We start from the raw sequence: 26522 nt of genomic DNA on the forward strand, positions 1-26522 counted from the left end.
ACGATGCGCTCGCCGCTGCTCACGCTGGACCAGCTTTTGCGTCAGACAGACGGGGCAACCTTGCCGAAAGGATCAGATGAATGACCGTCTTCGAAAAATTGACTGAACTGCCGGAATTGACCGGGGTCGTTGCCGAGCAGGTAAGCGAGGACATGGCTTCGACCGCGCGCGGCGAGGAGCTCGACCTTCCATGGCGTACCCACTCGGCCACGTAATCACGAGGCTCTCGCATAAAGACAAGCCGGCGTCCTGGTTTCTCCCGGATCCTCCGCGATTTAAATCAAATCCGCCTGTTGATATTGACGATTGCGTGACCCTCGCCTCCTAGACGGCTAATGCGGGCGGTAACTGAGAGGGTCATATGACAAGCGATTTTTCCGCCGCGCGGGTGCATTTAGATCGAGCGTATCACTACCTGCGTGGCGATGACCCGATGAGTCGGAGGGGGCGCGAAGCCTTGGACCTGCTACTTGAGGCGGTTGCCGTCGAAGAGTTCAAGCAGCCACGCCAAAACGCGGAGGTGCTAATGTTTCCGATTGGGCGCCGCTTCTGAGGGGTCGGCTTTTTCGCTACCGGCGTTCAGATACGCTGCCAACGGTTGCGGGCTGGCGGAGAGATGGGGCAAGAGCGTTTTCCACTGACCATACTGTCTTGACTATGAACCCGACGGGGACGGCTCGGCGTGATTGCTACCGGATACTGCTCGCTGCAGCAGGCGCTCCGTGTGCCCGAATGGGGAGACGTGAGCACGCACTGCTTGACCCTGTGGGACGAATACCCATTTTCCATAATCATTGCATATATGCGTGCTACGAAGGTCCGAATTGGGAAACGTTAACAAATCGGGCGAGGCTTGACCATGTCGACCGCTAGCCAAGGGAAATCGCCCGCGCAGCTTTTCAGACATCTATCGGCAAAGTGGCCTGCGGCATTCAATCCGAAAGCGCCCAGGCCGCTCAAGATCGGCATCCATCATGACATCCGGGTGCTTGACGGCGAACTGTCTGATGATGAAGTGAGGAGAGCCCTGCTCGCCTATACCAGGATGGCCAAATACTTGGCGAAACTGAATGCCGGCGCCGCGCGGGTCGATCTCGACGGCAAGCCGGCCGGCGAGGTCTCGGATGCGGACGCGGCGACCGCCAAGGCTTTGCTTTGCGCCCGCAAGGACAAGCAAGAGACCAAGCCAAGGGCAGAGCCTGAAGCGCCACCCAAACCGAAACCGAAGCAAACGGCCGTGTTCAAGGCGAAGAATACGGCCGACAGCCGGAGCGGCATAGTCGTTGAGACGAAGCGTCGCCGGTCATTCCGAAAGCCGATGGCTTGAGCGCCGCTGAGCGTGGGTCTTGCGCCGACCGGGACAGCCCCTGAGGGTCGGAGCACATGGCGCCCCGTGCCGATCCGAATTGCCGCGATCGCACCCAGCATTATGCGGTCACGACTATGGCGACCAGCACCGGGTCGTGCGCCGCGCCACGGTTGACGGTGACGTTCCGGTCAGCGTCGACGGGGGCACCCAGTCGCCGCGCGTATGCGCCTCTCCGCGGCAGGGGCAGAGCCGCGACCGGCCCGGAAGTGAACGCTCTTCTCAATCGGGTGTGTGAGAGGCGGAGGATCGCTGCTCGGCAAGCCTGGTCCTTACGGGGGAGGATGTCGCCCATTCGACTTCGCTCTCAGTGGTGAGGGGCAGTGCAGTCAAAGCAAAAGACACTCTACGCGGCGGCTTGGACCGCCGCCGATCGCTTGCGGACGGAATGCGCACCGAGACGATGGTGCCGACGCCTTCGGTCGAGCGGATCTTCAGCGCGCCGCCGTGCCACTCGGCGAGCGACCTGGAAATCGCAAGGCCGAGGCCGGAGCCGGGGTGGCTTTTGGAGAATTGGTTCTCCACCTGTTCGAACGGCCGGCCAAGCTTGCCCAGCGCGTCTTGGGAATGCCGCAACCGGTGTCCTCGATCGTCAGCATCAGCGCGCCCGAGACGTTGCGCGCCCGCACCGAGATGTGGCCGCCTAGGCGGTGAACTTCACCGCATTCGACAGAAGGTTGATGACGATCTGCTTGATCGCGCCGGTCGGCGACGTTCGTCATCGATTCGGCGATCTGGGTCTCGACGGTAGTGGACTTTTCCGCCGCCTGCAGCGACACGCACGGTCTCGCGGATCAGCGGGCAGAGGTCGATCTCCTCGCGCTCCATGGATGATATCGTCGACCTCGCCGAACGACAGCATGGTGTCGCAGGGGCTTGTAGCCGAGCATGTCATACATGGAGCGCGACCAGTACATCTTGCCCCGCACCATGTCCCAGTCCCACAGGCCGCAGCGGCCGCGCACAAGCGCAAGGTCGATGCGCTGATGTGCCTCGAGATAGATGCGGTCGGCGGCCTGGGTGCGCGCGGCCCGCGTGAAATAGCCGTAGAGATAATGATCAGCACGCCGGCGGTCAGGATGAACAGCGTAACGTTCAGCGACACCGTCTTGCGCCATTCGGCAAACACCGCATCACGTGCGATCAGCGCCGCATCGGCGCCCTCGCGATCCGCGGTGAGGTCGAGGGCTGCGTACCAGTCGCGGCCGTCGATGCGCACTTCCATGATCCCGGCGCGCTCGCCGAACATGAAAGCGGCTGTCCGCCGATCATGATGGCGTCCAGCATCTTGCCTTCCCACCCGGTCGAAGCATGGGCAAGGGTTCGCCTGATGCCGTGCACGTTTCGCCGCACTGCAGCCCTTGGTCTGTACCGATGGGGCAGAATCAGGCCAGCATGCGCTCGATGACATCGCACGCCATCTTGATCCGACCGGCTCCGCGCCGGCGCTGGCCGCCGAGAACCGTCGCGCTCTCCTCGACAGCGACCAGATTGGCTGAAGGATCCCATCCCCACCTTGTCAGACGAAGGTCACTGCAGCCTCCGCCTGCAGGATCCGGCCGAGCGCCTCGCTATCGATATCACTCTCCCGCAGGCGGCGGGCGCCGCCAAGCCCGATGGTCAAAATGCTGCTCTTCTTGCGCGTCCGGAGATCGGCGGTGGCTGCGCTGGCGATTGCGGCGCTGGCAGCGCCTCGACGACTTGCACCGGAATGAGTTGCGGCACGGACGGCGCGGAGATCTGACAGAGTTCCTTGCGCCACCGGAAAAGCTGGCTCACATGAATGCCAGCCGATCGCGCGATGTCGGAAACACTGGCCCCAGGCTCAAACGTCGCCGCGACCAGCCACTCCTGCTCCTCCCGAGACCAGCGCCGGCGCCGCTCGATCAACGTGATCACTTCAATCTGATGCTTCGTCACAGGGCTACTTCTAGTGCTTGCACTAGGACTTGCAGCCTGCAGCCTACCTCAGCAAGACGGCCGTGACCGTGGGGATACGATGGCTACGATCACCTACGTCTTCACCATCGACCACGTCGCGAAAGAGCTTGGAGAGGATCCTGAGCTCCTTCAGGCGATCGTCAGCAACGACGACAACCTCTCCTACGGCAGTATCATCAGCGTCTACTATGGCACGGACGAGGCAATCACCGCTCTCACTGACGATGGGATTGACGAGCTGAGGCAAATGCTCGCCCATGCTCGTCGTTCGACCGACGAGTGGAACGACTTCCTCGACAGCTTTGTCGACGACGAAGAGCTCATCGCGCGCATAAAAGCAAAATCACTGCGGTAACAATCGGCCGGTTACAGCAGACCTATGGTAACCCGGTCGAGCCGGCGCAGAACATCGCACCGTGTCGCTGACTGACGCGCGCGTTTGCCGCTCGCGATCCAGGCAATCGCCGTCGAAATCCCGATCCCGAACCGTGCCGCCGCCGACATCCCGTTAGGCGCACCACCACAGATTATCGCAGAGCCCTGGCCTTGACACCTGGGGCGACCGTCACCGGCGGTGCCGCGGCGTGCTGATCGGATCATCCGTTGTCGCTGAGCCTCTCGCCGACGGTTCAGTGGATCTCCCGGGTCCGCCATCCCTTCAAAAATTGCGGACCCGCGACACCTTTTGTCGGGTTTGTCAGGTCCGCGCCACAGGCTTGGTGAGCCGATCTGTTGTTTGCCGCAGGCTAAAGAGCTGAACAGCAAGCATAAACTTCTGTCGCCGGCTCGATCCGCCAGATTGGCACGATCTTTGAACCCTTCAGGGTGAGACGACTGCAGCAGCCAACCGGCTCTCCTGTCGCGGGTCCCCGCGATCGACACAACCAAGCAAGGAACCCACCATGGCGAAGAACGCCCCGATTACGGGCGCGAGCGATGGATCGGCCGTAGATCGGCTGGTCGCCATCGACCTTGCTCGCGGCCTGGCTGTCTTCGGCATGTATGCCGCCCATGTCGGTCCCGACCCCGGCGAAGGAGGACTAGTCGGGAATCTGATGGAACTAACCCATGGGCGGTCGTCCGCCCTGTTTGCCGTTTTGGCCGGGTTTTCGATCCTCCTGATTACCGGTCGTAAGGCGCCGAAGTCGGGGGTAGCCGGTAGACAGGCCATTGCCAGAGTCGCAATTCGTGCCCTTGTTTTGCTGGCGCTTGGCCCAATCCTGACCTACCTCGATACGCCGGTCCAGGTCATCCTGGCATACTACGGAATCTGCTTCTTGTTGGTCCTGCCGCTCTATCGGCTCAGCGCACAGCAGCTCGGCTTGCTCGCTGCGGCGACCGCATTAGTTCTCCCGCAAGTGCGCTCCCACCTTTTGTCAATGTTTGGCTCCGAGAGCTCGTACTTCGACCCGGTGTTCCAGCTCATGGTCAGCGGCAGTTATCCCGCGATAGCCTGGGTTCCTTTCGTGATCGCAGGCATGGCCATTGCGCGCCTTGACCTTAGTACGCAAGCAATGCATTGGCGCCTTGGTTTAGCCGGGGGCGCGCTGGCCGTGTTGGGCCATGGGGGATCCTGGCTCGCGCTGCGTTTGCTGCCTGGCGTACCCGCCGCTTTGCAGGAATCCGCCTGGTGGTCGGACGTTGGCGACCTTCCCTGGTCGCCATGGATTGCCGCACCTCATACCGAGACGACGTTCTCGATCCTGGGCAGCACCGGTTGCGCAATGATTGTCTTGGCGGCTTGCTGGCTCGCTATGGATGCGCTCCCGCATCTGCGAAAGCTGGTCTGGCCAATAATCGCGGTCGGCTCGATGCCTTTGACGGCCTATCTCCTGCACATTGTGGGAATAGCCTATCTCCTGCACATTGGGGGAATAGATTTGTTTGTGGGAGGCTCGCGCCTGTCCATGCTCTTTGGCTTCATCGTGGTTGTAAGCACTTTCGCGGTGCTTTGGCTGCGCGTCTTCCAGCGAGGACCGATGGAAGCGCTGATGGGTAGGATCGCAGATCTCGCGCGTCACATCCCCTGAGCACCACGTCGCCCCGGCCTCCGGATCACATTACTGAAAAAGCTGGTTTTTATCCGAAGCTTGTTCGCGGCAGGGGAGGGGACTTCCTACAACCCTGCCGCCTTTGTGAGATTGACGGTCAAACGGTCGCGCCGGCGCTGATAGTTTTGCATCGGCATTATCAACTTAACTAGCGGTCAGTCTTTGTCGGCCCGCCCCACCTGAAAGGTGAGGCGAGGCAGTTTGGCAAAGCAGAAGGAGTCCTTCGGCAGCGGCGGCGCATCCGGCGCCCTGTCCAGAATCCGTGTCAGATCGCCCCGCTTTGCCGTACCGGCACGCCCCTTGAGAACTTCGCTGGCCGTCTCCGCCGCACCGATCTTCTGCACGACCGCCGACCTCCCCCCGTTGCGGCTGCGCAACGCCGCCACGATCATTCGTACTCTCTACGCTACCTCCGGCGCGGAGACGTCCGCCGCCTGGCTCAGATGACCCTTGGCTTGAACGGTTCCCGGTATTGCACCTCAAAACTGGATAGAGCCGATTGAATCGAGTCATACCACTTTGGAATTTGCGAGATTTGCGTACTCGAGCGCAGGCAGTTTTCGCGCGCGGTTCTGGCCATCTCCTCGAAATCGCTATAACCGGTCGCAAGGCGATGCATCATTTCTGCAGCTTTGTCCTCGATGTCCGGCTCGTCGAGGACAACGCCATTCAGCCCATTTACGACCTGCCTTTTCAGACCAAAGGCGGACGACACTATGACGGGTTTGCCTCGGAACAGAGCCTCTGTTGCTGTCAGGCCGAAGCCCTCTTCGCGAGAGAGCGCAAATACTCCATAGGCGTTCTGTTGCAGGCGGCCGATAAGTTCGGCATTTGCGTAGTGGTCCTTCATCGAGACACAGACCAGATACAGGCGCCGCCGCACTTCCTCGGGTAATTGAGAGCATAATGCTACGCATTTCTCGAAATACTCGCGTCCTTCAGGATCGTCGGCAACATCCAAAGGATCCGGTCCCGCGATCACCAGGCGTATATCATATGCCTCGGCGAGCGCCATTTTCACAAAGCGATCGAAAGCGGCGATTATCCGGTCAATACCTTTCAGTCCATCCCACCTGGATACATGCAGGAAATACCGCGATCCGAGAATGTCCTGAAGGGATGGGGTGGGCTCGAATTCTTGGCTATTGAACGAAACCGAATTCTCCAGCGTTGGGCCTGCTGGCCCTTCATGGTTACGGTTCTTGCTTGAGAATGGGCTGATCGATGGCTGGATGATATCTATTGGGAGACCGGTATCAAAGGCATACTCCTTGGCGCTCAGGACAATGCGCTGGAATTGACGAAGGTATTCCCCCAGAAACCCCCAGATTTCGTCGACTGTCGGGGTGCGCTTTGGATAGCCGATGTGGCATCGCCAGATAGCCGGGTGCGGGTGAGATTCCAGGAACTTCGCAGCTGCACCAAGTGGCTGCGGATCATGAATAACCAGAAAGCTATCAGGTCTGATGATCCTTTCCAACTGCGCGGCGCCTTGCTTCGATGCCTCAAGATAATGCGGCAGCAGATCATTCAAGCCTGCCACGGTGGCGTCGTGAAGAGAATTGTGAAGTCCTTTGGTGAACTGAAAAAATTGCTCTTCCTTCGGTTTAAAGATGAGCCAACGCACATCAAAACCAAGATCCCGAAGGAGGCATATGTGGTGTGGAAGCATTTCGGCCACCCCACCGCCGAACGCGGTGGAATTTATGTGCCAAATACAACGGCGGCCAATCTTGTCACGGATTGCGCTGGACGAACGAAATAGTTCATTGAGAAGTTCGTCATAGTCGTTTCGCTCCGCTACGTAATGCTCGAGTACCGAGCCTTCTACCAGCACCTCATCAAATAGTGGTGTGCGGGGTTTCGTTGATACTTTCACTTCGCGGCCCTCCTTTCATTCTGGGAAGCAGGATCAGCGCGGTCGGCTAGAAAGGAAGCCTCGCAAAAGTTCTCTATCCAGCCCCTGGTGTCAGGGTGACCCCTGGCATTGGGGCCGATACCTACACAGTCGCAGCCCGCGGCGATCGCCGCTTCAATTCCGGTGCGGGAATCTTCAAAAACCAAGCATCTTTTGGGAGTGATGCGCAGCATTCGCAACAGCGTTTGATAGGGTTGCGGGTGCGGCTTTCCCTGACTGACGTCCTCGGCTGCAATCAAAATCCTCGGGCAGGAGAGTCCAGCCGCCTGGAGGCGGGCAAGAGCCGAAACCCTTGCCGAAGAGGTGACAATGGATCTCCGTTCAGCGGGGATCGAGTTATAAAATTCTGCGGCGCCCTGGATCGGCTGCAACAGTCTCATCGCTTGGATCTCATAATCAGCAATGCGAGCTGCTTCGCGTTCTGGCAAGAGACCGGGCGTAATCGCCGCCACCAGGTCGACGTCCCGGCGGGCGGCCGACATCCGCAGTGCGTGATCCGGAGAGATCCGTTCCTCCCGTGCCCATCGACGGAGTGCGCTTTCGACCACAGCCTCCGAATCTACAAGGGTTCCGTCCAGATCGAAGGCTACGTGATCATAATCTTCGAGCTGAACGTTGACGGTTGCAGTTTTCGTTTGATCTCCTCCCCGCATCAGGCCCAATGATGCATGTTGGAGAGACATGCTCTTTCTGTAGCGTGGAACGCCTCCGCGCAGTATTCGACCATGGCTGCGTCAGTGACGTGTGCAGTCATGTCCTCGTCCTTGCGGTAGTCTGCGAGTGCTCGCTCCAGTGCCGGCTGCAAAGTGGCGAAAAATGCATCGTCCATGGACGCATTGCTCATGTATGTCCCTGGGTATCCGGTGTAGATACCGTGCTGCAGACACCTCTGAGCGAAGACCCTTCCATGCTTTTGCGAGGGCAGAACGATTCTGAACATGGTATCGCTTCCGAGCACGCGCGCAGCTATTTTGCTACGCTCGAACGAGGTCTGGAACTGCCTCTTGAGCGCTAAGCCGCTCTCGGCGATGCGAGCCGCAATTTCTGCTTCTTCAAGGATTTCCTGTGTCAGGTTGCCGGCCACAAAGGCCCGATTCTCGCGCAGATAGGTATTGCCCAGATAGGCCTTGTCGGCTCCCACCATGGCATCGGCTGTGCCGACGACCGCGGAAAGGCCAATGCCTTGGGCGATCCCCTTGGCCAACGTGATTAGGTCGGCTTTCACACCGTGTTTTCGGCAGTAGCCACCCTTGGCGTAACGAAGTCCGCATAGAACCTCATCAACGATCAGCAATACTCCATGCGCGCTTGCCATCCTGGAGATTTCCTGGAGCAATTCCGGAGGAAAGACCGAAGGCTCAGGCGTGACGAAAATGCCCGCGACTCTCCCCTCATTCCCGACCAGCTGCTGCTCCAGGATATCGAGGTCATATTGGAAATCCTGGATGTGTTGATCCTTGGCCGGCGGATTGTCCGACCAGGGGTGCTGTTGAAAGATGTCGTGCCATCCGTGGAAGCCAGCCGTCAGGATGACCGGCCGGCCAGTTCGGTGCCGGGCGATCCGAACCGCCGCTTCCGTTGCACAAGATCCGGTCCTCAGAAAGAACACTCTGGAATTGCTTGGGAACATTTCCGAGATTTTCCCGGCGAGTATCTGGCGTTGCTCACTCACCGGCGAGGGCAGAATATCAGCTTCTTGCTCCATCGCCTGCGCCAGCCTTGCCTTGAACACTGGGTCATTGCTGCCCAAGGGCGAAGCCCCACTGCAGGACGTCATATCCAGATAGATCTTGCCGTTGATATCCTCCGCCATCGCGCCATTGGCGGAGCGGAATATGATGAATGACCGGGTGTCACGCTCCCATTCAGCCAAATGTCCAGTAGCTCCAGGATCGAGCATCTAAACTACCCCTTACTTGAGTGACATGGCCATTCGCCTGGCGTTGGCCAGGAGTGTGTGCGCCGGATTGCTGTTCCCCGCAAAGTTCATAACGGAGCCATCCATGACATGGATGTTGGTGAACCCATGGACCCTGCCACGGCTGTCTACGACCGAGGTCCTCGGATCACTTCCGGCGCGCATCGTGCCGTGCAGGTGGGAGCCGCCCTTTCCCTGGAAAGATGGCTCTCGCTCTACACGGCTTGCGCCAAGGTGGCGCAGAATGTCATCCGCGCGGTCGGCGAGAAAATTCATTCGCGCTCGGTCATTTTCCGAGTTTCGGTATTCGAAACGGATGCAAGGGATACCGTGCTGGTCAACAGCCTCGTCAAGCACGACGCGATTGTGCGACCATGGCTCTTCTCCGGCTATGTAGTGCAGGCGCACACGGCCGACGTTCGCAGCCGGCGAGGGAAAATTCGCTTCATATATGAGCCCGCCAAATCTGCATGGCACGTCGTTGTGCTCGTAGAACTCATCGGTATAAACGCTCGCATGCGGTCCCCAGTGCGGAGCAAATGCACCGGAGCTGGGATCGGCCGGCTCCATGTAGCCGACGGAGTAGCCGCTAATTTTGAACGAGAGGCCCCGCCCAACGAGGCCCGATTCGTTTCCTATTCCCTTCGGCGCATGCCCACTCTTCGAGCGAAGCATTAATGCCGCTGATTGTATCGCGTTTGCGCAGACGATGACCCTTTCAACTGGGATCCGGATCAGTTCCGATGAGAGCGGCACATAGCACTCAAGGGTTTCAGCCCGACCGTCGTTCCGCATTTCGATCCGGTTGACGAAACAGCCGTATATAACAGAGATCGTTCCTGGCAGGGCGGAGTCATCCAGAATGCTTCTTGCAAGCACTGATGCTCTGGCATCCGTAGGGCACGCCAGTTCATCGCAAGCCGAACACTTGATGCATCCCTTGTTGGTCCCCGGCGGCCTGATTGCCAGGGGGATGCTCTTTGATCTTATGCCAAGTTCCTGCATCGCATCGGATAACATCAACCCACGCGGACTGGCTGGAAACGATGGAAACCCATCCGCGCCACTGATCTCCAGGAGATGCTCGATCTCCAAATAGTAGGGTTCAAGATCCTGGAGGGTAATGGGCCAATCAATCTCCATGTCAGTTGTAAGATATTGGGAAGCTGACAAATCTGCTTGTCGGTATCTGAACGTTATCGCGTTGTAGAACCGCATCCCGCCGCCGACGCAGCACGCTGTCCAAGGGTTGCCATCGGCGGGGCCGTTGGAAGTGAGCGCCTTGCCGTAGGCCGCTTGATGAGGCCCGAGCATGGCACCAGGGGAAACCAGGCCTCCATATTCCAGGACGGCCACATGGCAGCCCTTTTCCGCAAGTGTTCGGGCGACGATCGATCCAGATGGCCCGGAGCCGACGATAACCGCATCGAAGGTTTTGTAATTATACGAGTCCGCTGCAATGTGTCTGATGTCCGTCACGGGCAATAGTCTCCTGTAGGGTTTGTGGTAGCGGCCAGCGGGCGGTGCTCGCGATGGAGACCAGGAGGTGCTTTATACGGGCCACGTAGTGGGGGACCGCGATGCCTGCCGGGCCGGTGGCTGGGTGGCGGTAGTTGACGAAGAGGCCGTCGTAGGTGCGCACGCACGTCGTCCGGGTCGGTGCTGCGGCTGCGGAGGATGACAATCCGCCAAGTGTTCCAGTCGCGGGCACCGGGGGTGCGACGAAGGTCACCGTACGAAACCATGAAGGGGTCGCGGAGGGGGCGGCCGAGGAGCTCCTCAACTCGGGGTATGGGTATCTGGGCCAGGTCCTTCACTCCGTCGAGGCCGGAGACCGCGGAGCGCACCGCCTCAGCGAAGGAGTCGGTTGCGCCTATGAGGAAGGTGATCGGGCCCATACCTACGTACCAGCCGATGGAGGACTGCGAGGGACCCGTCCGGGTGTGGAAGGGGCCAAGGTACGGAATTCGCCCGAGCCGGTGATTTCGTGGCCGACCTTGGCCAGGCAGGCGAGCAGTCCGCAGAAGGCGTCGCCCCCGGCCGCGCGGCAGACGCGATCGAAGGCGTGCGCGGTGGATGCGTCGAGAAGCTCGGTGTATCCGCCTGGCTGGGCGGCGGGGCTGCCGCTCACGTCGCTGACCGGTACAGGGAACTCCGGCAGGCGGCCCCCGGCTTCAGTGAGGAACTGCCGCCAGTGGACGATGGATTCGTGGTCCGCTGTCAGCGCTTCGGCGGCGGTCCGTTCGGCCTCCGCGAAATCGAGGTAACTGGCCGTGGGCGGGAGGAGAACTGGGGCGGGCTTGCCGTTGGCGGCGGCGAGTCCAGCGGCGTACAGAGTGTGAATCTCATAAGCCGTTAGGAGAACGGAGTAACCGTCCGTCAGGGCGTGGTCGGCGGCGACACAGACGGTGGTCGCTTCTGGGCGGCTGATGGTGGCAAGGATATATCCGGGCCAGCCGAGGGGCCCGGCTTCGCTGTCGAACAGTTCCTCCAGATACCGCGCCAGCTTGCGGCCGTCGGTGAAGTCCCCCACCGCACTTGGGTGGATGCTCACGGCTCCGGCTGGCAGCGTCATGCGTTGCAGACGGCCGCCCGGTGTGGGGCGTGGGGAGAGAGTGAGTTGGCTGCGCAGGGTTTCGTGGCGGTTTGTCCGGCCGCGCAGCGCAGTGGCGAAGGCGCCCGCATCGAGTTCGGCGGGCAGATCGAAGGCGCAGCCCAGCCAGGACGGTGGCAGGGGACCCTCACGGGCCGCCTCGAGTGCGTATGTGATGTGTGCTTCCTGCACGTGAGACGCCCGCCCTAGGCCGGCTGCCCAGGTGGTGTCGGACATGTGCGTGGCGCAAGCCCGCCAGACGGTGAGACCGCCCGGAGACAGACCGAGTGATGGTATGTCAGTGAACTTCATGATGTGGCGCGCCTTATCTGCGAGAAGGAAAACGATGGGAGCGGACGAGGAGGGCCGTCTGGCACGCGAGAAGAAGGCCGGAGCTGCGGGGCAAGCGTCGTCGGAGCGCTTCGTGTGCCTACGGCGTCACCCCGCGCTCCCCGGATCCGGCATCGACAGGTCGTAGCCTAGGTGTTCCAGTTCCTTCCCGGCGATCCGCTCGAATTCCTCGATCTCCGCGGGCGTGAGGTCCTGCAGGTACCGTCCGTTACGCCCGGTATACAGCGGCTTACCCGCGGCCTCCGCTGCGGGATGACCCCAGGGGTTGTCGAACAACGCGTGCTTGTGCTCCGCGTGGTGCAGGACCGCCTCGTCCCATGGCAGGCCGAGGTGGTCCAGCATCCGCTCGACAGTGTCGCGGGGGCGGGTGACCAAATCCTCATACCGCACTTCTAGATAACGGTCGTCGGGCGCAGCCCGGCGGGGTCTGGTGACGACCTCCAGCCAGCCGCGCGCGGCTTCCGCGACAGTCCGGTAACCCCAGTCGGGGACGGTCTTGAAGTGGGAGGCAGTCAGGTCGCGGCCGTCGCGGATGATGTGGATGAAGTGCGCTTGTGACCAGATCGCGGCGTACGTGCCGATGTCCTGGATCCTCCGCTGAAGCTTCAGGCCCCATCGTCGGGCTCCCGTCTGTTCACGCCGGAATTCGCCGAAGGAGTTGATGAGCAGGCAGCGGTCCTCCAAGGTGGACAGATCGGTACCGCGCTCGGCCATCAGGCTGGTCACCAGGCTCCTCACATTGTCGCGGTCGAGGCCGAAACGCTCGCACTGCACAACGAAGTGCCCGCCGTCGTACCACTCAGGGTCAACGGTGTCCTTCGTCATACCGGCGAGCCGCGAGTCGCGGAGGTCCATCAGGTCGCATACCGCGAGGATGTGCGGGCCCAGGTTAATGGGTTCGGTGAAATCGATCTCCGGGCCGACGACCAGGTCGGGGTGCGAGTCGAGCAGGACACTGAGCAGAGTGGTGCCGGAGCGATTCTCGCCGCCGAGCAGGACAGGGTTAGAGGGCAGGGCGAGAGGAGGGGGCACGTCTTTGTCCATGCCCACGTTTACTGGTAGGGGTTTGGAAATGTTCACTTTCGTCTCCTCAAGCAAGAGACTTTAGGCGACGCGACATCGCTCTGACGTCTCAATTTCTTTCGATTTGAAGGTTTCGTTTCAACTTTTAAGGCGACGTCTTTTGAAAAAACCCGTCACTGCGCAAGGCAGCGTATTGGCCGCAGCCGACCAACACCCAACGCCGACTCAGCCGAGCGATTTTGCCAGATCTAGAAACGCGTCGTAGCCGAGGGTCGGCGCCGTCATATGATTGAGTGCCCAAAACATCTTTGTCTCCCGGATCCCCGGCGTGAACGGTTAGGCGCAACCGGCCTTGGCATAAAAATCCTGGTTGTCATGCCAAATCCGCACGTGATCGACAATCAGGAGCCAGATGGATTGCCTCACGACTGAGGTTCCTGATCGAACGTCATGAGGTGTTCACCTCATAACTTCAAACTGAAGGCGGCAAAAATATTTGTGGCTCCAGGAAACGCCGCCCGGGCGCTTGCGCAGGTCCGTTCCGAACGGCTCGAACCATCAGTTCAACCGTCTCGCGGCACAATTCTGCAAGGGGCGTGCTGATGACCATCGTCGCATATCTATCGGACAATGCCTTTCGGCTAATCGAAGTCAGTTCGTTCACCACAAGCGCGACCTCGCCCGGTGCCCGCGCTTCCCGAAGCGCGGAGATAGCGCCCTCCATACCTCCGCCTGCCACGCAGATGCCAGCCAGGTCATCGTGGCGCTCGAGAAGAGCAAGTGTGGTCTCGTAAGTCAGCTGGCGCGTTTCAAGGTTGATCACGGATTCAAGCAGGGTGAGATCGCGGTCCGCTTCTCGGAGATTGGACCTGAAGCCGGTTTCCCGAAGCTCGTGTCCCTGCCAACGGTTGCTGCCGAGAAATAGGGCGATCTTGCCTGGTGTCTGAGCCGCCAGGCTGATCATCCACGCGGCGATCCGACCCGCCTTGAGATTGTCGAGGCCGATGTAATGTTCGCGTGTCCCTTGTGCGAAATCGGTGAGCAATGCAAAAGTAGGCTTTCCCTTCTGCCGCAGTTCCAGCGTCGCCTCACCGACAGCGTGATGGTTGACCGCGGTGCAAGCGATGACATCGGTCTGCTCCCCAAGTGCCAGCATTGCTTCGGCAACATCGGCAGGTGATTGGGAGGGCGAGAATCGAACAACAGTGGATCCCCTGACGTCATCGCGCGTGCCGACCGCAAATTCGAGTTCTCGGCTGAAGGATTGATAGAATTCCTGCTTCCCTTTGGTGAGGAGAAAACCGAACCGAATCCTGGGGAGTTTGATCGCCAGCTGTTGGTCGATCAGATTGCTGCCGTAATAGTCCACCCGATGCGCGGCTTCCGCAACTTTCAAGGCCGTGTCCGCGCGCACTGCTCCGCGGGAGTGAATCACGCGATCAACTGTCGCTTTGCTAACGCCGGCCTCTCGTGCAATGTCTACTATTCTCGAGCGCTTCATTGCTCGCCTCGCAAAATCACACAGCCAGGGTTAGGACCTATTAATTCGCTTGAGTTGATGGTGAGTGGCTGATTCATTGTCGGCAGAGGTGCCACGATGGATGATTTGTTCATGTTATCGCCCGGAGCAGATGCGGCGGATCGAGCCGTACTTCCCGCTGTCGCACGGCGTGCCTCGGCTAGATGATCGGCGGGTGCTCAGCGGGATCCTGTTCGTCATCCGCGATGGGTTGCGCTGGAGGGATGCTCCGGTGAGAGCCTGGTTCTCACATTCAGCGACAAATTCCAAGCAGCGTCATCAGCGTGGCTTCGCCGAGCTTGTCCATAGGTATCTCTCTCGCTGCCGCAACTGGCCCCGACATGATAGAGGCTTCGCAATTCCCGCACGACTGGCGAAAACAGGGTAAACGCAACGCAACTCCAGATTGATCCAGGTCAGGTTTACGTCAGATGCAGGGGATATGTTCGATGCCAGAGCGCGCACAATTGTGCGAAAAATGACGATCCGCGCTGCCGGTTGTGGCGGTCACGGGTGGTCGGTGCAGCGCAAGGAACTCCGCTCTGCGGTGTCGAAACAACGCGGTCGAGGCGGCCGCGGCGGCGCCGTGTGTGCCAAGCGTTGTAATCGGCGCATTCTCGCCTATGGGAGACGGATTTTGACGGGAGTTGACCGGCGTTTGAATGCGCCCAGCGGATCAGGCACGCACTGGTCCCGTGCTGAATCAGATCATCGCGGTGGACAAGAAGGCTCGAGGTTCAGTTCTCTCGTGCAGGGCTTGCGCTCTGAAAATCGAGAGTTGGGGGCGTCCTCCGCTCAAAGGCCACCTTCGGCCGGCGATGTCCGGCGCCGCACGTCAGCCGATCCCTCCGTTAATACGCGTGAGGGCCAGCCCGGTTTTCGCGACTTGCCGCATCGGGGCGCGACGAATCGGGAAGAAAGTTCGTCGCGTTCCGGTGCCGAGGGCCGCAGTGCCGATCAGTCCAGAAGTTCACAACAAATTGCTCCTTCCTTGCGCAGGCAATCCGCATCCGGCCTGGATCGCAGACCAAAGAGGCGGCGCCTGGATGATGTCGCCACGCAGAACGTGCAAAGTGCAATCTCAGAAGAACAATCTAACGACGCTCTACACGCGATTTGTTTCGCCCGTGACATCGTGGGGTTCTCACGTGCAGTGGTGGAGCATGACAGACGGCTGCAGGGGGCGGGCGACGAGGTCCATGCAGCCTTTCTGCAAAAGGCCGCCGCCCAGTTCAAAAGTCAATTTGTCACACGCTTCGAGGACGATATCCGCCGCGGGAAATCATGGGGCTACGCCACCGCATGCAACGCGGTGAGTCGCGAGGCCGGAGGTCAGGAAGGTGTCGAAGCTTGCAAGGCGATCGCTGCTCGGGTGTCGCAGCTTCCTGGTGCGTTAATGCGCGAAGTCGATCCCAAAGCCCTTTCGCTCTTTGCGGCATCATTTGGTCGGCATCCGCAGTCGAGGACATGCCGCAACGGAACGATCAGAATCGCCGAATTTTGCCGCGATGAAGGCAGGGCGCTTGGGGCGCTGAATAGTCAAAGTCTGTCGTTGCTGGTGAACGGTTTCAGCAAGTGGACGCAGCGGCCGGAAACGCGTGAGGGCACGCAAGCCGTCGCCAGTGAGGTCCGTCGTCGGGCCGACCGCCGTTTGCGGCTCTCTGATTTTAAGCAGCAGGAGCTGGCGAACCTTGTGAACGGCTTCAGCAAGTGGCCTGAAGAGGAGTGGTCTCGCCAAGCCACCGGAGCGATTGCCGGTGAGGTCCTTCGCCGCACCCGCCGTGCCCCCGGGCTCTCTGCTTTCAATCACCAGGACTTGGCGAACCTGGTGAACGGTTTCGGCAAATGCCCGCAAGAGGAGGTCTGTTGCCAAGCCACAGTTGTGATCGCGGGCGAGGTCCTGCGCCGCGACCGCCGTGCCCGGCTGTCTGAATTCACTCACCAGGAACTGGCGAACCTGGTGCACGGTTTCAGCAAATGGCCGGAAGAGGCGGCGTCTCGCGAAGCAGCAGGCGCGATGGCCGGCGAGGTCCTCCGTCGTGACCGCCGTGCCCGGCTCTCTGATCCCACTCCGCAGGAGCTGGCGAACCTTGTGAACGGTTTCAGCAAGTGGCCGGAAGAGGAGTGGTCTCGCCAAGCCACCGGGGCGATTGCCGATGAGGTCGGTCGCCGCGCTGCCCGCGGCGGGTTCGGGCTCTCTGCTTTCAATCACCAGGACCTGGCGAACTTGGTGAACGGTTTCAGCAAATGGCCGGAAGGGGCGGTCTATCGCCAAGCCACAGTCGATATCGCCGCAGAACTCTCTCGCCGCGCCGGCGGGCAAGGGCTCTCTCATTTTACTCCGCAGGAGCTGGCGAACCTGGTGAACGGGTTCGGCAAATGCCCGGAAGATGCGGACTATCATGACGCCACAGTCGCGATCGCCAGTGAGGTCACTCGCCGCCGCGCCCAACTCTCGGATTTCAATCACCAGGACTTGGTGAACCTGGTGAACGGTTTCAGCAAGTGGCCACAACAGGCGAACTGTCGCGATGCGACCCTCGCGATCGCCGGCGAGGTCTTTCGCCGCGCCGACCAGTTCTCTGATCTTACTCAGCCGGCGCTGGCGATATTGGTGAACGGTTTCAGCAAGTGGCCGCAAGAGGCGGCGTCTCGCCAAGCCACAATCGCGATCGCCGGTGAGGTCACTCGCCGCGCCGCGCGCGACGAGGTCGGGCTCTCTGATTTTAATCACCAGGATTTGGGGAACCTGGTGAACGGTTTCAGCAAGTGGCCGCAAGAGGCGGCGTCTCAGCAAGCCGCAGTCGCGATAGCCAGCGAGGCCCTTCGCCGCGCTGACCGGCTCTCTGGGGTTGCTCCGCACGAATTGGCAAACCTGGTGAACGGCTTCAGCAAGTGGCCGGAAGCGGCGGCGTCTCGCCAAGCCACCGGCGCGATCGCCAGCGAGGTCCTTCGCCGCGGCGCCCGACTCGGTAACTTCACTCACCAGCACCTGGCCAATCTGGTGAATGGTTTCAGCAAGTGGCCGGACGGGGCGGACTGTCGCGGCGCCGCGGTTGCCATCGCCGGCGAGGTCTTTCGCCGCGCCGACCAGTTCTCTGACCTCACTCAGCAGGCGCTGGCGACATTGGTGAACGGGTTCAGCAAGTGGCCGCAAGAGGCGGCGTCTCGCCAAGCCACAGTCGCGATCGCCGGTGAGGTCACTGGCCGCGCCGCGCGCGACGAGGTCGGGCTCTCTGATTTTAATCACCAGGACTTGGTGCACCTGGTGAACGGTTTCAGCAAGTGGCCCCAAGAGGCGGCATCTCGCCAAGCCACCGGCGCGATCGCGCATGAGGTCCTTCGCCACGGCGCCCGGCTCGGTACCTTTACTCACCAGCACCTGGCTAATCTGGTGAACGGTTTCAGCAAATGGCCGAACGGGGCGGATTGTCGCGAGGCGACAGTCGCAATCGCGGACGAAATCTGTCGGCGCCAGCTCTCCGGTTTCGCTCCGCACGAATTGGCGAACTTGGTCAACGGTTTCAGCAAGTGGCCGCAAGCGGCGGCATCTCGCCACGCCACCGGCGCGATCGCCAGCGAGGTCCTTCGCCGCGGCGCCCGGCTCTCCAACTTTAAACACCAGCACCTGGCTAATCTGGTGAACGGTTTCAGCAAGTGGCCGCAAGCGGCGGCATCTCGCCACGCCACCGGCGCGATCGCCAGCGAGGTCCTTCGCCGCGGCGCCCGGCTCTCCAACTTTAAACACCAGCACCTGGCTAATTTGGTGAACGGTTTCAGCAAGTGGCCGAACGGGGCGGATTGTCGCGAGGCGACAGTCGCAATCGCCAACGCGGTCCGTCGCCGCCAGCTCTTTGACTTTGGCCCGCAGGGGCTGGCGAACATGGTGAACGGTTTCAGCAAGTGGCCGAACGGGGCGGATTGTCGCGAGGCGACAGTCGCAATCGCCAACGAGGTCCGTCGCCGCCAGCTCTTTGACTTTGGCCCGCAGGGGCTGGCGAACATGGTGAACGGTTTCAGCAAATGGCCGGAAGCGCCGGACTGTCGCAACGCCACGGTCGCAATCGCCAACGAGGTCCGTCGCCAGGGCGCCCGGCTCTCTGATTTTACCCACCAGCACTTGGCCAATCTGGTGAATGGTTTCAGCAAATGGCCGGAAGCGCCGGACTGTCGCGACGCCACGGTCGCAATCGGACGGGAGGTTCTTGGCCGTGTTATCCGGCTCCCTGCTTTTACTTCGCAGGAGCTGGCTAACTTGGTGAACGGTTTCAGCAAGTGGCCAGATCAGGCGGAGTCTCAGCAAGCCTCAGTGGCGATCGCGCATGAGGTCCTTCGCCGCGCCTCCCGGCTCTCTGGAGTTGATCCGCAGGAGCTGGCAAATCTGGTTAACGGTTTCAGCAAGTGGCCGGAAGCGCCGGACTGTCGCGACGCCACGTTTGCGATCGCGGGTGAGGTCCTTCGCCGCGGCGCCCCGCTCTCTGAATTCACCCACCAGCACTTGGCTAATCTGGTGAATGGTTTCAGCAAATGGCCGGAAGCGCCGTACTGTCGCGACGCCACGTTTGCGATCGCGGGTGACGTCTTTCGCCGCGCCGAACTCTCTAGTTTTGCCCCGCAGGGACTGGCGAACCTGTTGAACGGCTTCAGCAAGTGGCCGGACGGGGAGGACTGTCGCAATGCCGCGATGGCAATCGCCGGGGAAGCCCGTCAGCGCCAGCTCTCCGATTTCGCTCCGCAGGTCGTGGCGACCTTGATGAACGGCTTCACCAAGTGGCCGGAAGAGGCGGCGTGCCGGCAGTCCACGATGGACATCGCGCGCGGATTGGGTGCTCGAGGGCAACGATTCGGTGTGTTCACCACGCCTGAGCTGAGTATCCTCGCCAATGCTCTATCGCGAATGATCATGAGGGCAGAGGACAGTGGAGACATCACGGACGCCGCTCTGCCGAAGGATCGGTTGCACAAGCTCGCCCACTACCTGCACTATGATAGTGATCGCCTGGGGCAGGCTGACGTTCTGCACATCACAACCGTTTTCAAGGCACTGGGCAAGGCTCGGCTGTCTGATGATCTCGGTCTGCTCGCACCGACAGGCTTGAATCGTCTCTCGGAATTGCGTCAAACCCCTGATTTTACGACCCAGAACGATCTGGAAACCATGGGCAATCTGTGTGCTGCTCTGCTGCCGCTGGCGCGCAGCCCACAGAAGCCGCTGCGCTGGCACCGCACGCAGGCCCTCACCCTGCTCAACGACCTCCAACCCGTCGTCGAGCAGAAGATCGAGGCGCATCTGAACGCAAGCGATGCCGAGCGGACCCGTGGGCCGCTTGCGAGCCGCTGCCCCGCTTTATCCATCTATCAGACACTCAAGGCCCGTGCGGTCCTGGAGAGATTGTTCAGGCCACCGTATGTCGAGGGCAAAAGGTCCGACTTGCGGGTGAGGCAGCAAGAGCTGGAGTGCAAGACCAAGGAGATCCTGGACAGCACGCGCGGCCTCATTGAAAGCGACCTTTCCAGCATGAGCTGGAACCTGATCGCGCAGATCGAGGCGGACAGTCCAGTGGATGCGCTGGACTTGTTCATGGAGCAGGATGCGGCGGCGATCCAGGCACAACACCCTGCGTCGGTCTTCGATGTGCATCAGGTCTTGCGAACCATGGATCACGAGCCCAGACCGCCGCAGGGTGATGCAGGATTGATGCAGTTGCCGGTGGTGGATATGCAGGGGCGGCCGGTGGCCACGGAGCCGGAGAGACGGTATTCGATCTTTCATCGCCTGACCGCGGGAGCCTTGCCAGTCGTTGCGGTGCAACTGCCAGGAACCCCGAGCGCCTTCATGCTGGCGCGTACGGTGAACGTCAACGGTGTGCCATACCGCATGGACCTGTTCGGCGGCAGCAAGTTAAAGCCGCCGCGATTGACCGTGTCTCAAATTGCGGCCCGTGCTCCAGGCGAGGCAGCAAAGCCTTCCGGGGGAAAGCTGCTGGCGATCCCGTATGCCGATACCGCCCCGGGCACGGCCTTCGAGCAGCTGTCGCGCGCCTGGGCCCCTTTCAAGGAGGCCTATTATTACACCCAGCGCAGGGGTTTTGCGGCGCCTCCGGCGGTCAAGGGCCTGGGGGTTCACGACTATGCGCTGGAAGGCGCCTTCAAACTCTCGCTGCTGCCGGACCGTCCCGCCAACCAGGAGCATCCCTTCAAGCTGATTGGGCCGGACGGCCCCATTGCCTTGCGACCGCATGACGGCTGCGGCTTCATCAGGGCCTCGCTGGCCAACCGTATGCCAGCTGTTCGTCGCGCCGGCGAGCAGGAAGGTCCTGACCGGGTGCCTGCCTTTGGTGAGGGAAGGAAATCATGCCTGCCAGTCTCGGCGCTGCAACATTATCCGCGCGGCGAGCAAGTGGCCGATGAGGCCCGAGAAAAGGCCACGGCCTGGCTCGAGAGCAAACAAGAGCCGACGTTGACGTCCGAAGAGCTGTTTCGAACGGTGACGGCCGGACACATCGATGGTCCCGGCGCGGTTGCCGTACCCTCCAGTGATGGGTGTCTCCATGTGCCGACGCTCAAGAGCGAGATGTTGACGGGGACGAGCGGCGTGCTGGTCGGGCGCTCGCCCTATGACAAGCCGAACCTGCGCCCGTTTGCCGCCGAGCGGGTCAAGTCGGCCGTCGAGGGGGACCCGACCGCTGTATTTCTCGATAACTGCACGGCCATCCAATACAGCTTCAATGTCGCGCAGAAGTCGGGGAGGGAACTGGCGGCCGACGATCCGACCTTCTTTGCCAAAGGCATTCTGATCGTTGTGCCGGATAAGATGTGGCCGGCCGACTACGCCGACCGCGGGCTGATCATGTCTGCCGAGGACATCAAGTGCCATGCGAGCTGGACCACGAGCAAGGACCGCGTCAAGGTGGACACGCCGCTCGACTGCCTCGGCATCCTGCAGGCGACCGAGGTGTTTGCCCCGGGCTCGCTGGTTGCCGTCCCGACCGGTGAACAGAAGAAACTTGACGGCGACTTCGACGGAGACAGCCTCATCATCGTCGGCGACCGGCCGCAGCTTTACGAGCATGTCTGGCAATTCGATCAAGAGGAGCAAGCTCGCGGATTGCGCTCGCTCAAGCCGCCAAAGTCGCATACCCCGGCGGTTGAAGACGGCCGCTACAAGTTCGGTCGCGCCAGCCAGATCCTCGCCGCCACGCGCAATGTTCTGGAAATCTATACCGGCCTGCAGCGGGGCTTTCTGGCTCAATCCCGTGAAGCCCGACTGTGGTTTGCCGAGCGTGCCATCTTCGGCACGTACGAAGGCATTCACCAGGAGGTCAAGCGAGACATCCGAGGCCTGCTGGAGCAGGAACAGGTCAGTGCTCACAGCGTCCAGGACACGCTCGAGAAGGCCCGGCACGAGATCGAGCTGGCAGACCATCCGGTCGCGCGCGAGATGGCGGGGTTGCTCCTCAGCGAGCTCGAGGCGTGGGCCGCGAGGCTGGATGACCAAGACCTGCCCGAAACAGTCGCCAGCGCGAGCGAGCCACCGCTCGCAGTGAGCCAACCGCTCTGCGAGCTGTTCCCGGAGCTGGCGGAGACCTATTCGGCAACGGCTCAGCCACGCGACCGCGTCCAGCTTCTCGTCGACCGTTACCCTACGCGCATCGACCCGCGACCGGATGGTTACAATCCGCACGACCTCGTGCAAAGTGCAAACAATCTCCTGAGCCTCGGTATCAAGGTCGGAACCGACGCCTATAAATCCGACACTGGCGCCCACATCTTTATGTTCAAGAGCAAGCAACTTCGGCGCCTGCTGCAACATACACCAGGCTTGAAATCGGTGCCTTACACCAAGAGCATTGCCGCTACCCTCAACCAGGGTCGGTTCGATGTCGATGCCACATTGCACGATCTCCAGGACAATCCGACGCTGGCGGCTTCAGTCATGCAAGCCTCGATCAAACTCGCTGCCGAGCGAGGCATTCTGCCTGAACCCTCCGCCCGAGGGCTTGCTGCCGAGGATTCCGCCACGTCAATCACATTGACTCGCGAGGAGGCCGTACAGCGCGCCCAAATGGAGGTTTCCCGCGCCCAAGCCGAAGAGAAGGACATCACCGCGACGGCAATCTCGGTTGCCGAAGCCCTCAGGAGAGCCGACATCAATGTGGAGATGCCCCATCTCGCTCAGCGTTTGAGATCGGAAAGCTCGATGACAGACCAGCTCATCGGCATGCAGGCCCCGGGTGAGCCCGGCGCCCAGCTGATCAGCAACGCTGTACGCCACGTCTTCGAACTCCCTGATAGGGATTTTACACGTGCCTTCAAGAAAGCCATTCTAGCCTTCGACGAGAACGGCTGTGCCGAGATCAGCACGACCAACTGGTTCAGGACGCGATCGCCGACCTTCGTCGGCATCAAGACTGTGCTCGCCACGCCGGGCGGCTACCGCTTCGAGGTGGAGTTCCACACGGCAGACAGCTACAGGGCCAAGATCGACAATCACGACACGTACAAGGAGCTGCAGAAGCTGCAGGAGCTGCAACGAGGGAGCCAAGAGCCCCTGGATCAGTCCATAGCCGAGCAACTCTTGGAGCGCGTGCGCCAGGCCTGCAACAAGGTTGTCATCCCCGACGAGGCCATAGGAATCCCCCACTGGGAAGCCCAAGCCGATAGCACAGTTGGCGCCAGCCTGGCTCGTCGGTTGCAAGTGGCCCCGCCGAGACGCACGGAGCGCTCCCCGATCGCGACAGAGATTCTTGGCGCCCTGGGTGCGCGATCGGTCGTGCTCGTCGGCATGACGGGCGCCGGGAAATCCAGTTTGGGCCGTGCGCTCGCCAAGCGACTAGGGATCAAGTTCGTCGATTCCGATAGAGAAATCGAGGCGAAGACCGGCAAGTCCATAGCTAAGATTGTCGCTGAGGATGGCGAGGCGCATTTCAGGAACCTCGAGGTAAATGAGATCAGGCAGTCGCTCGAACAAGGGCCGGCGGTGCTCGCAACCGGTGGTGAAGCGTTCATGATCGAGGAAATCCGGCATCATGTTGGCGAGAAAGCGGTCTCGATCTGGCTCAATACCAACGAGGACGTGATCAGGCGGAACATGAGACACAACACCAAGGGTCCGAAGGTGCAAACCGCCGACCAAGACCAGACCATCACAGATCTGATGCGCGTGCGCAATCCAATCTATACGCTTGCCGATCTTACGATTGCCCCGCAGCACCAGCGGGATCTCAAGAGCGCGAACGCTTGCCTGACCGCGCTGCACGCCCACCTTTGCGGTGAGGGGCAGGCAGGCCCAAGTTCGTGACCTCATGGGGCGGCGCCATAACAGCGCCGCTCGGTGCCGGTCACCGAGGGATGTGCTCGCTGGGTGACAGGCGGCCGGCGCGATGCCGATCGGCCCGTCTGCGCGGCTTCTGTCACAAGCGACGACGCCCGTCTACGGGCGCCACGCCAATGAGCGCGAAGAACAGGACCTTGCCGCTGAACTCATGGGATTTCTCAGCACATCGCTTGGAAGCAGCGAAACGACCCATGCCTGGCTGCAGCGCTTGTGGCGAGACCTCGTCACGCCGTGACGCACGATTGCTCGCAACTCCGAAAAGGAATGGGACATTTGCGACGAGATGATTTCCAACACCGATCCGGCGCGCGATCTGGATATTCCGTTGGCGCATTTCGCCGGACGGACGGAGGGATCTGAACGTGTCAACCTCAGCACCCTGCGCAGCGCCAAGGGGCGGGAGTTCGACGCCGTTATCATGTACGGAGTAAACGCTTCCGACATGCCGAGCACACGCGCCAAGGGCAGTCCCGGGAGCCTTCGCGAGGCAAGGCGCTTGTTCTAGGTCGGCGTGACGCGCCCGAAAATGCACCTCAGCCTATGCTGTCAGGAGCGCCACCATTCGCCTTGGGTGCTAGAACTGTTTAAGCAAAGCCGGCAGAATTGATTGTCTACAACCATGCACGCCTTACAAAGCCTAGTGTTTGAAGCCGTGTCTGCGGCGTGTCTCCGCCGCAAGAACAGGCTCCAGAATACATCACGGGCTGCCTCATATGTTTCCGCGCCGATCCCTAAGTGCACTTAAGGTAACCCAGCGTCAGTCCTGTTCGCTTCATCCACAGCCTACCCATCGCGGCGGGACGGCAAACTATCAAACCGGCAGACGATCTTACCTGGCGTTTGCTTGGCAATGATCGCCTAAATTGCCGGGAGCGTCGCGGTTGTCTCCCCCGACATGCCTTGATCTGTCAATTCCCGGAGAAAGCGGCTGAATGGGACGATGTCTTGGTGAACGCTGGCCTGCTCCAGGGCGGCCATGTATCCGGCGCGGCGCTGCACGGGAATGACGGTCCAGGGGTAGCCGCCGGCCGCCATCATGACATTCATTAAGAACCGTCCCATGCGGCCGTTCCCGTCCATATAGGGGTGGATATAGACAAAAATGAAATGGCCGAGGACGACGCGCACCGCCGGATGATCCTCTTTTTCGAGCATTTCGAAGAAGACCGGCAGCGCGTTCCGCACTGCGTTGGGCGGCAGCGGCACATGCATGGAGTTGCGGATGAACACGCGCTCGCTGCGGTAGCCAGCCAGATCGCCGGGCTTTACGATACCGGCGGTAACGCTGGGGGCGAATAGCCCGCGGTACCACCCTCCATGATCGTCGTCGACGACCCGGCCAGGGTTTTCATTGGCGAGCACAGACGCCACGCTGCGTTTTACCGCTTCGAAGGCCTGATAGTAACCGCGCGCTGCAAGGGCGTCGCGATGCTCGCCGTCTTGCGGATCCATATCCGGATTCCAGGTGCCCCTGCGCACCCGGTCGATCAACTCGGGGCTGACCCGATAGCCTTCGATGGAAAGCGAGTGATAGGCATCGGTGATATAGACATCATCCACGCGTCGGAGATAGGCGTCGATATCATTCGGGCGGCCGGGCGCGTCGGGAAAATTCTCGATGACGGCGCCGCGCATCTCCTGCCACATCAGCCTGATACGTCCGGCATAGGGTGACGTCTCGCGGCGCGGCAGAGACAACTCGAGCCGTGTATCGAACGGGTCGGTCTCCCGAACCGTGTAGTCGGCAGCCTGCATACTGCGGACAATGTCATCGGCTATCCGCTCGCGGCCGATGTTGCGAAAAGCACCGGCGAGGCGGCCGGCAATTGTGCTGTGACCTCCTTCTAGGAGGCGCGCGAGAATTTCAGATGCATCCGAGAACATCGCCAATGCCGTCCTCGCGTCGGTCGGCTTTTGCGTGAAGAAAGCGGGTGAGGCTTCGATGAGCGCCACCGGTAAGGCGTAGAGACGAAGGCCGTCTGTTTCGGCAATATCGCCAGCAGCCGGCATGCTAGCCCGCATGTCGAAAATCGAGGTGCCGTGCAAAAGGGAAGTGGGCTTGTTGCCGCCACCGGGAGATCGCACCAGCAATTGCCCCGGAACCGTGCGATTGCCGGTATGAAGGGCGATCGAGGGTTCGGGGGCGATGCACCAGTCTTTGCCGAAGCGATCACTCAAATAGCTGGCGCAAAAGTCCCAAAACGAGGCGTACCAGCCCGTCGTCTCGCCCTGGCGCTGATGGGGATTGGCCGCAATGTACCAGCCCTTCATGACTTCTTGCAGAAAGCCGCTTTTGAGGAGCCGTTCGCGATGGGTGCGGGAGAGATTGCTCGAACGGATGGCGACGATCCGCTGATCCTGCAGTTCTTTTAGCACAGCGAGCGACTCGGCCAATTTCTCATGTGGCGGTGCCATCTTTCACGGTCCTTAGGTTTTTGTGTTGCGCACTTATTAGGGTATTGCGCCGCACTCCTATTAGGGGATTGAGTTGATCTCTTATTAGGT

At 60.9% G+C, this 26522-nt stretch carries 21 protein-coding genes and 1 pseudogene; 9 read left to right on the forward strand and 13 right to left on the reverse strand.

Annotated features, from left to right (window positions below; all coding sequences use genetic code 11):
* The first annotated feature begins 80 nt into the window (after positions 1-80).
* The 3 genes and pseudogenes from MAXJ12_RS39710 to MAXJ12_RS39035 form a co-directional block, all read left to right on the forward strand.
* A complete protein-coding gene (locus MAXJ12_RS39710) occupies positions 81-215 on the forward strand; it encodes a hypothetical protein (RefSeq protein WP_008838333.1) in 135 nt (44 codons plus the stop codon).
* 644 nt (positions 216-859) lie between these two features.
* Complete coding sequence (locus MAXJ12_RS22625) at positions 860-1327, forward strand: ProQ/FINO family protein (RefSeq protein ID WP_008838335.1); 468 nt, start codon at positions 860-862, stop codon at positions 1325-1327.
* Between the two features lie 92 nt (positions 1328-1419).
* Positions 1420-1604: pseudogene (locus MAXJ12_RS39035) on the forward strand (hypothetical protein); the annotation flags it as partial.
* Here MAXJ12_RS39035 and MAXJ12_RS40080 read toward each other — a convergent pair.
* The 4 genes from MAXJ12_RS40080 to tnpA form a co-directional block, all read right to left on the reverse strand.
* Positions 1589-1891: an ATP-binding protein gene (locus tag MAXJ12_RS40080; RefSeq protein ID WP_244421566.1), complete on the reverse strand. Its 303-nt coding sequence runs from the start codon at positions 1889-1891 to the stop codon at positions 1589-1591. The pseudogene MAXJ12_RS39035 and the gene MAXJ12_RS40080 overlap by 16 nt on opposite strands.
* Complete coding sequence (locus MAXJ12_RS40085) at positions 1801-2145, reverse strand: ATP-binding protein (protein ID WP_050898878.1); 345 nt, start codon at positions 2143-2145, stop codon at positions 1801-1803. Before MAXJ12_RS40085 ends, MAXJ12_RS40080 begins: the two co-directional genes overlap by 91 nt.
* Positions 2146-2160: 15 nt before the next feature.
* Positions 2161-2484, reverse strand: coding sequence for a hypothetical protein (locus tag MAXJ12_RS40090; protein ID WP_244421559.1), 324 nt, complete (start codon positions 2482-2484; stop codon positions 2161-2163).
* A 502-nt stretch (positions 2485-2986) separates the two neighbouring features.
* On the reverse strand, positions 2987-3286 hold the full coding sequence (gene tnpA / locus MAXJ12_RS22635) for an IS66-like element accessory protein TnpA (RefSeq protein ID WP_008838339.1): 300 nt from the start codon (positions 3284-3286) through the stop codon (positions 2987-2989).
* A 79-nt stretch (positions 3287-3365) separates the two neighbouring features.
* On the opposite strand from tnpA, the gene MAXJ12_RS22640 reads away from it, so the two are divergent.
* A complete protein-coding gene (locus MAXJ12_RS22640; protein ID WP_008838340.1) occupies positions 3366-3662 on the forward strand; it encodes a hypothetical protein in 297 nt (98 codons plus the stop codon).
* 547 nt (positions 3663-4209) lie between these two features.
* Positions 4210-5337 (forward strand): DUF418 domain-containing protein, encoded by a 1128-nt coding sequence (locus MAXJ12_RS22645; RefSeq protein ID WP_008838341.1) that lies wholly within the window; start codon positions 4210-4212, stop codon positions 5335-5337.
* Between the two features lie 176 nt (positions 5338-5513).
* Here MAXJ12_RS22645 and MAXJ12_RS22650 read toward each other — a convergent pair whose 3' ends face one another.
* The 8 genes from MAXJ12_RS22650 to MAXJ12_RS22685 all read right to left on the reverse strand — a co-directional run bounded on the left by MAXJ12_RS22650 (position 5514) and on the right by MAXJ12_RS22685 (position 14662).
* Complete coding sequence (locus tag MAXJ12_RS22650; protein ID WP_008838342.1) at positions 5514-5750, reverse strand: hypothetical protein; 237 nt, start codon at positions 5748-5750, stop codon at positions 5514-5516.
* Positions 5751-5797: 47 nt separating this feature from the next.
* Positions 5798-7237: a glycosyltransferase gene (locus MAXJ12_RS22655; protein ID WP_008838343.1), complete on the reverse strand. Its 1440-nt coding sequence runs from the start codon at positions 7235-7237 to the stop codon at positions 5798-5800.
* Positions 7234-7959: an HAD-IA family hydrolase gene (locus tag MAXJ12_RS22660; protein WP_244421560.1), complete on the reverse strand. Its 726-nt coding sequence runs from the start codon at positions 7957-7959 to the stop codon at positions 7234-7236. Before MAXJ12_RS22660 ends, MAXJ12_RS22655 begins: the two co-directional genes overlap by 4 nt.
* Entirely contained in the window at positions 7929-9176 is a 1248-nt protein-coding gene (locus tag MAXJ12_RS22665; RefSeq protein ID WP_040587470.1) for an aminotransferase class III-fold pyridoxal phosphate-dependent enzyme, read from the reverse strand. The genes MAXJ12_RS22660 and MAXJ12_RS22665 overlap by 31 nt, the downstream gene beginning before the upstream one ends.
* A gap of 12 nt (positions 9177-9188) precedes the next feature.
* A complete protein-coding gene (locus MAXJ12_RS22670; RefSeq protein WP_008838346.1) occupies positions 9189-10673 on the reverse strand; it encodes a GMC oxidoreductase in 1485 nt (494 codons plus the stop codon).
* 421 nt (positions 10674-11094) lie between these two features.
* Complete coding sequence (locus MAXJ12_RS22675; RefSeq protein WP_193364370.1) at positions 11095-11979, reverse strand: hypothetical protein; 885 nt, start codon at positions 11977-11979, stop codon at positions 11095-11097.
* 246 nt (positions 11980-12225) lie between these two features.
* On the reverse strand, positions 12226-13218 hold the full coding sequence (locus tag MAXJ12_RS22680; protein WP_244421561.1) for a sulfotransferase: 993 nt from the start codon (positions 13216-13218) through the stop codon (positions 12226-12228).
* Positions 13219-13633: 415 nt separating this feature from the next.
* A complete protein-coding gene (locus MAXJ12_RS22685; protein WP_040587473.1) occupies positions 13634-14662 on the reverse strand; it encodes a LacI family DNA-binding transcriptional regulator in 1029 nt (342 codons plus the stop codon).
* A gap of 100 nt (positions 14663-14762) precedes the next feature.
* Here MAXJ12_RS22685 and MAXJ12_RS40095 point away from each other — a divergent pair, with 100 nt between their 5' ends.
* The 4 genes from MAXJ12_RS40095 to MAXJ12_RS22700 all read left to right on the forward strand — a co-directional run bounded on the left by MAXJ12_RS40095 (position 14763) and on the right by MAXJ12_RS22700 (position 24522).
* The gene (locus MAXJ12_RS40095) at positions 14763-15068 is read left to right on the forward strand and encodes a transposase (protein WP_008838350.1); all 306 of its coding nucleotides are present in this window, start codon (positions 14763-14765) and stop codon (positions 15066-15068) included.
* Positions 15069-15122: 54 nt separating this feature from the next.
* Positions 15123-23981, forward strand: a complete 8859-nt coding sequence (gene xopAD / locus MAXJ12_RS34570; RefSeq protein WP_202946696.1) for a XopAD/skwp family type III secretion system effector — start codon at positions 15123-15125, stop codon at positions 23979-23981.
* Between the two features lie 82 nt (positions 23982-24063).
* Positions 24064-24252, forward strand: coding sequence for a hypothetical protein (locus tag MAXJ12_RS22695; protein WP_008838352.1), 189 nt, complete (start codon positions 24064-24066; stop codon positions 24250-24252).
* A gap of 48 nt (positions 24253-24300) precedes the next feature.
* Positions 24301-24522: a 3'-5' exonuclease gene (locus MAXJ12_RS22700; RefSeq protein ID WP_008838353.1), complete on the forward strand. Its 222-nt coding sequence runs from the start codon at positions 24301-24303 to the stop codon at positions 24520-24522.
* Between the two features lie 353 nt (positions 24523-24875).
* On the opposite strand, the gene MAXJ12_RS22705 is transcribed toward MAXJ12_RS22700, so the two are convergent.
* A complete protein-coding gene (locus MAXJ12_RS22705) occupies positions 24876-26411 on the reverse strand; it encodes a Fic family protein (protein WP_244421562.1) in 1536 nt (511 codons plus the stop codon).
* Positions 26412-26522 lie beyond the last annotated feature (111 nt).

The organism is Mesorhizobium alhagi CCNWXJ12-2 (assembly GCF_000236565.1).
GTDB classification, from domain to species: domain Bacteria; phylum Pseudomonadota; class Alphaproteobacteria; order Rhizobiales; family Rhizobiaceae; genus Allomesorhizobium; species Allomesorhizobium alhagi.

What these genes read in the sequence shown, in the direction of transcription:
- MAXJ12_RS39710 (WP_008838333.1), top strand. Translation starts at nt 81, where the DNA reads ATGACCGTCTTCGAAAAATTGACTGAACTGCCGGAATTGACCGGGGTC.
- MAXJ12_RS22625 (WP_008838335.1), top strand. Translation starts at nt 860, where the DNA reads ATGTCGACCGCTAGCCAAGGGAAATCGCCCGCGCAGCTTTTCAGACAT.
- MAXJ12_RS40090 (WP_244421559.1), bottom strand. Translation starts at nt 2,484, where the DNA reads ATGGCGCAAGACGGTGTCGCTGAACGTTACGCTGTTCATCCTGACCGC.
- MAXJ12_RS22640 (WP_008838340.1), top strand. Translation starts at nt 3,366, where the DNA reads ATGGCTACGATCACCTACGTCTTCACCATCGACCACGTCGCGAAAGAG.
- MAXJ12_RS22645 (WP_008838341.1), top strand. Translation starts at nt 4,210, where the DNA reads ATGGCGAAGAACGCCCCGATTACGGGCGCGAGCGATGGATCGGCCGTA.
- MAXJ12_RS22650 (WP_008838342.1), bottom strand. Translation starts at nt 5,750, where the DNA reads ATGATCGTGGCGGCGTTGCGCAGCCGCAACGGGGGGAGGTCGGCGGTC.
- MAXJ12_RS22660 (WP_244421560.1), bottom strand. Translation starts at nt 7,959, where the DNA reads ATGTCTCTCCAACATGCATCATTGGGCCTGATGCGGGGAGGAGATCAA.
- MAXJ12_RS22665 (WP_040587470.1), bottom strand. Translation starts at nt 9,176, where the DNA reads ATGCTCGATCCTGGAGCTACTGGACATTTGGCTGAATGGGAGCGTGAC.
- MAXJ12_RS22685 (WP_040587473.1), bottom strand. Translation starts at nt 14,662, where the DNA reads ATGAAGCGCTCGAGAATAGTAGACATTGCACGAGAGGCCGGCGTTAGC.
- MAXJ12_RS40095 (WP_008838350.1), top strand. Translation starts at nt 14,763, where the DNA reads ATGATTTGTTCATGTTATCGCCCGGAGCAGATGCGGCGGATCGAGCCG.
- xopAD (WP_202946696.1), top strand. Translation starts at nt 15,123, where the DNA reads ATGTTCGATGCCAGAGCGCGCACAATTGTGCGAAAAATGACGATCCGC.
- MAXJ12_RS22695 (WP_008838352.1), top strand. Translation starts at nt 24,064, where the DNA reads ATGCCGATCGGCCCGTCTGCGCGGCTTCTGTCACAAGCGACGACGCCC.
- MAXJ12_RS22700 (WP_008838353.1), top strand. Translation starts at nt 24,301, where the DNA reads ATGATTTCCAACACCGATCCGGCGCGCGATCTGGATATTCCGTTGGCG.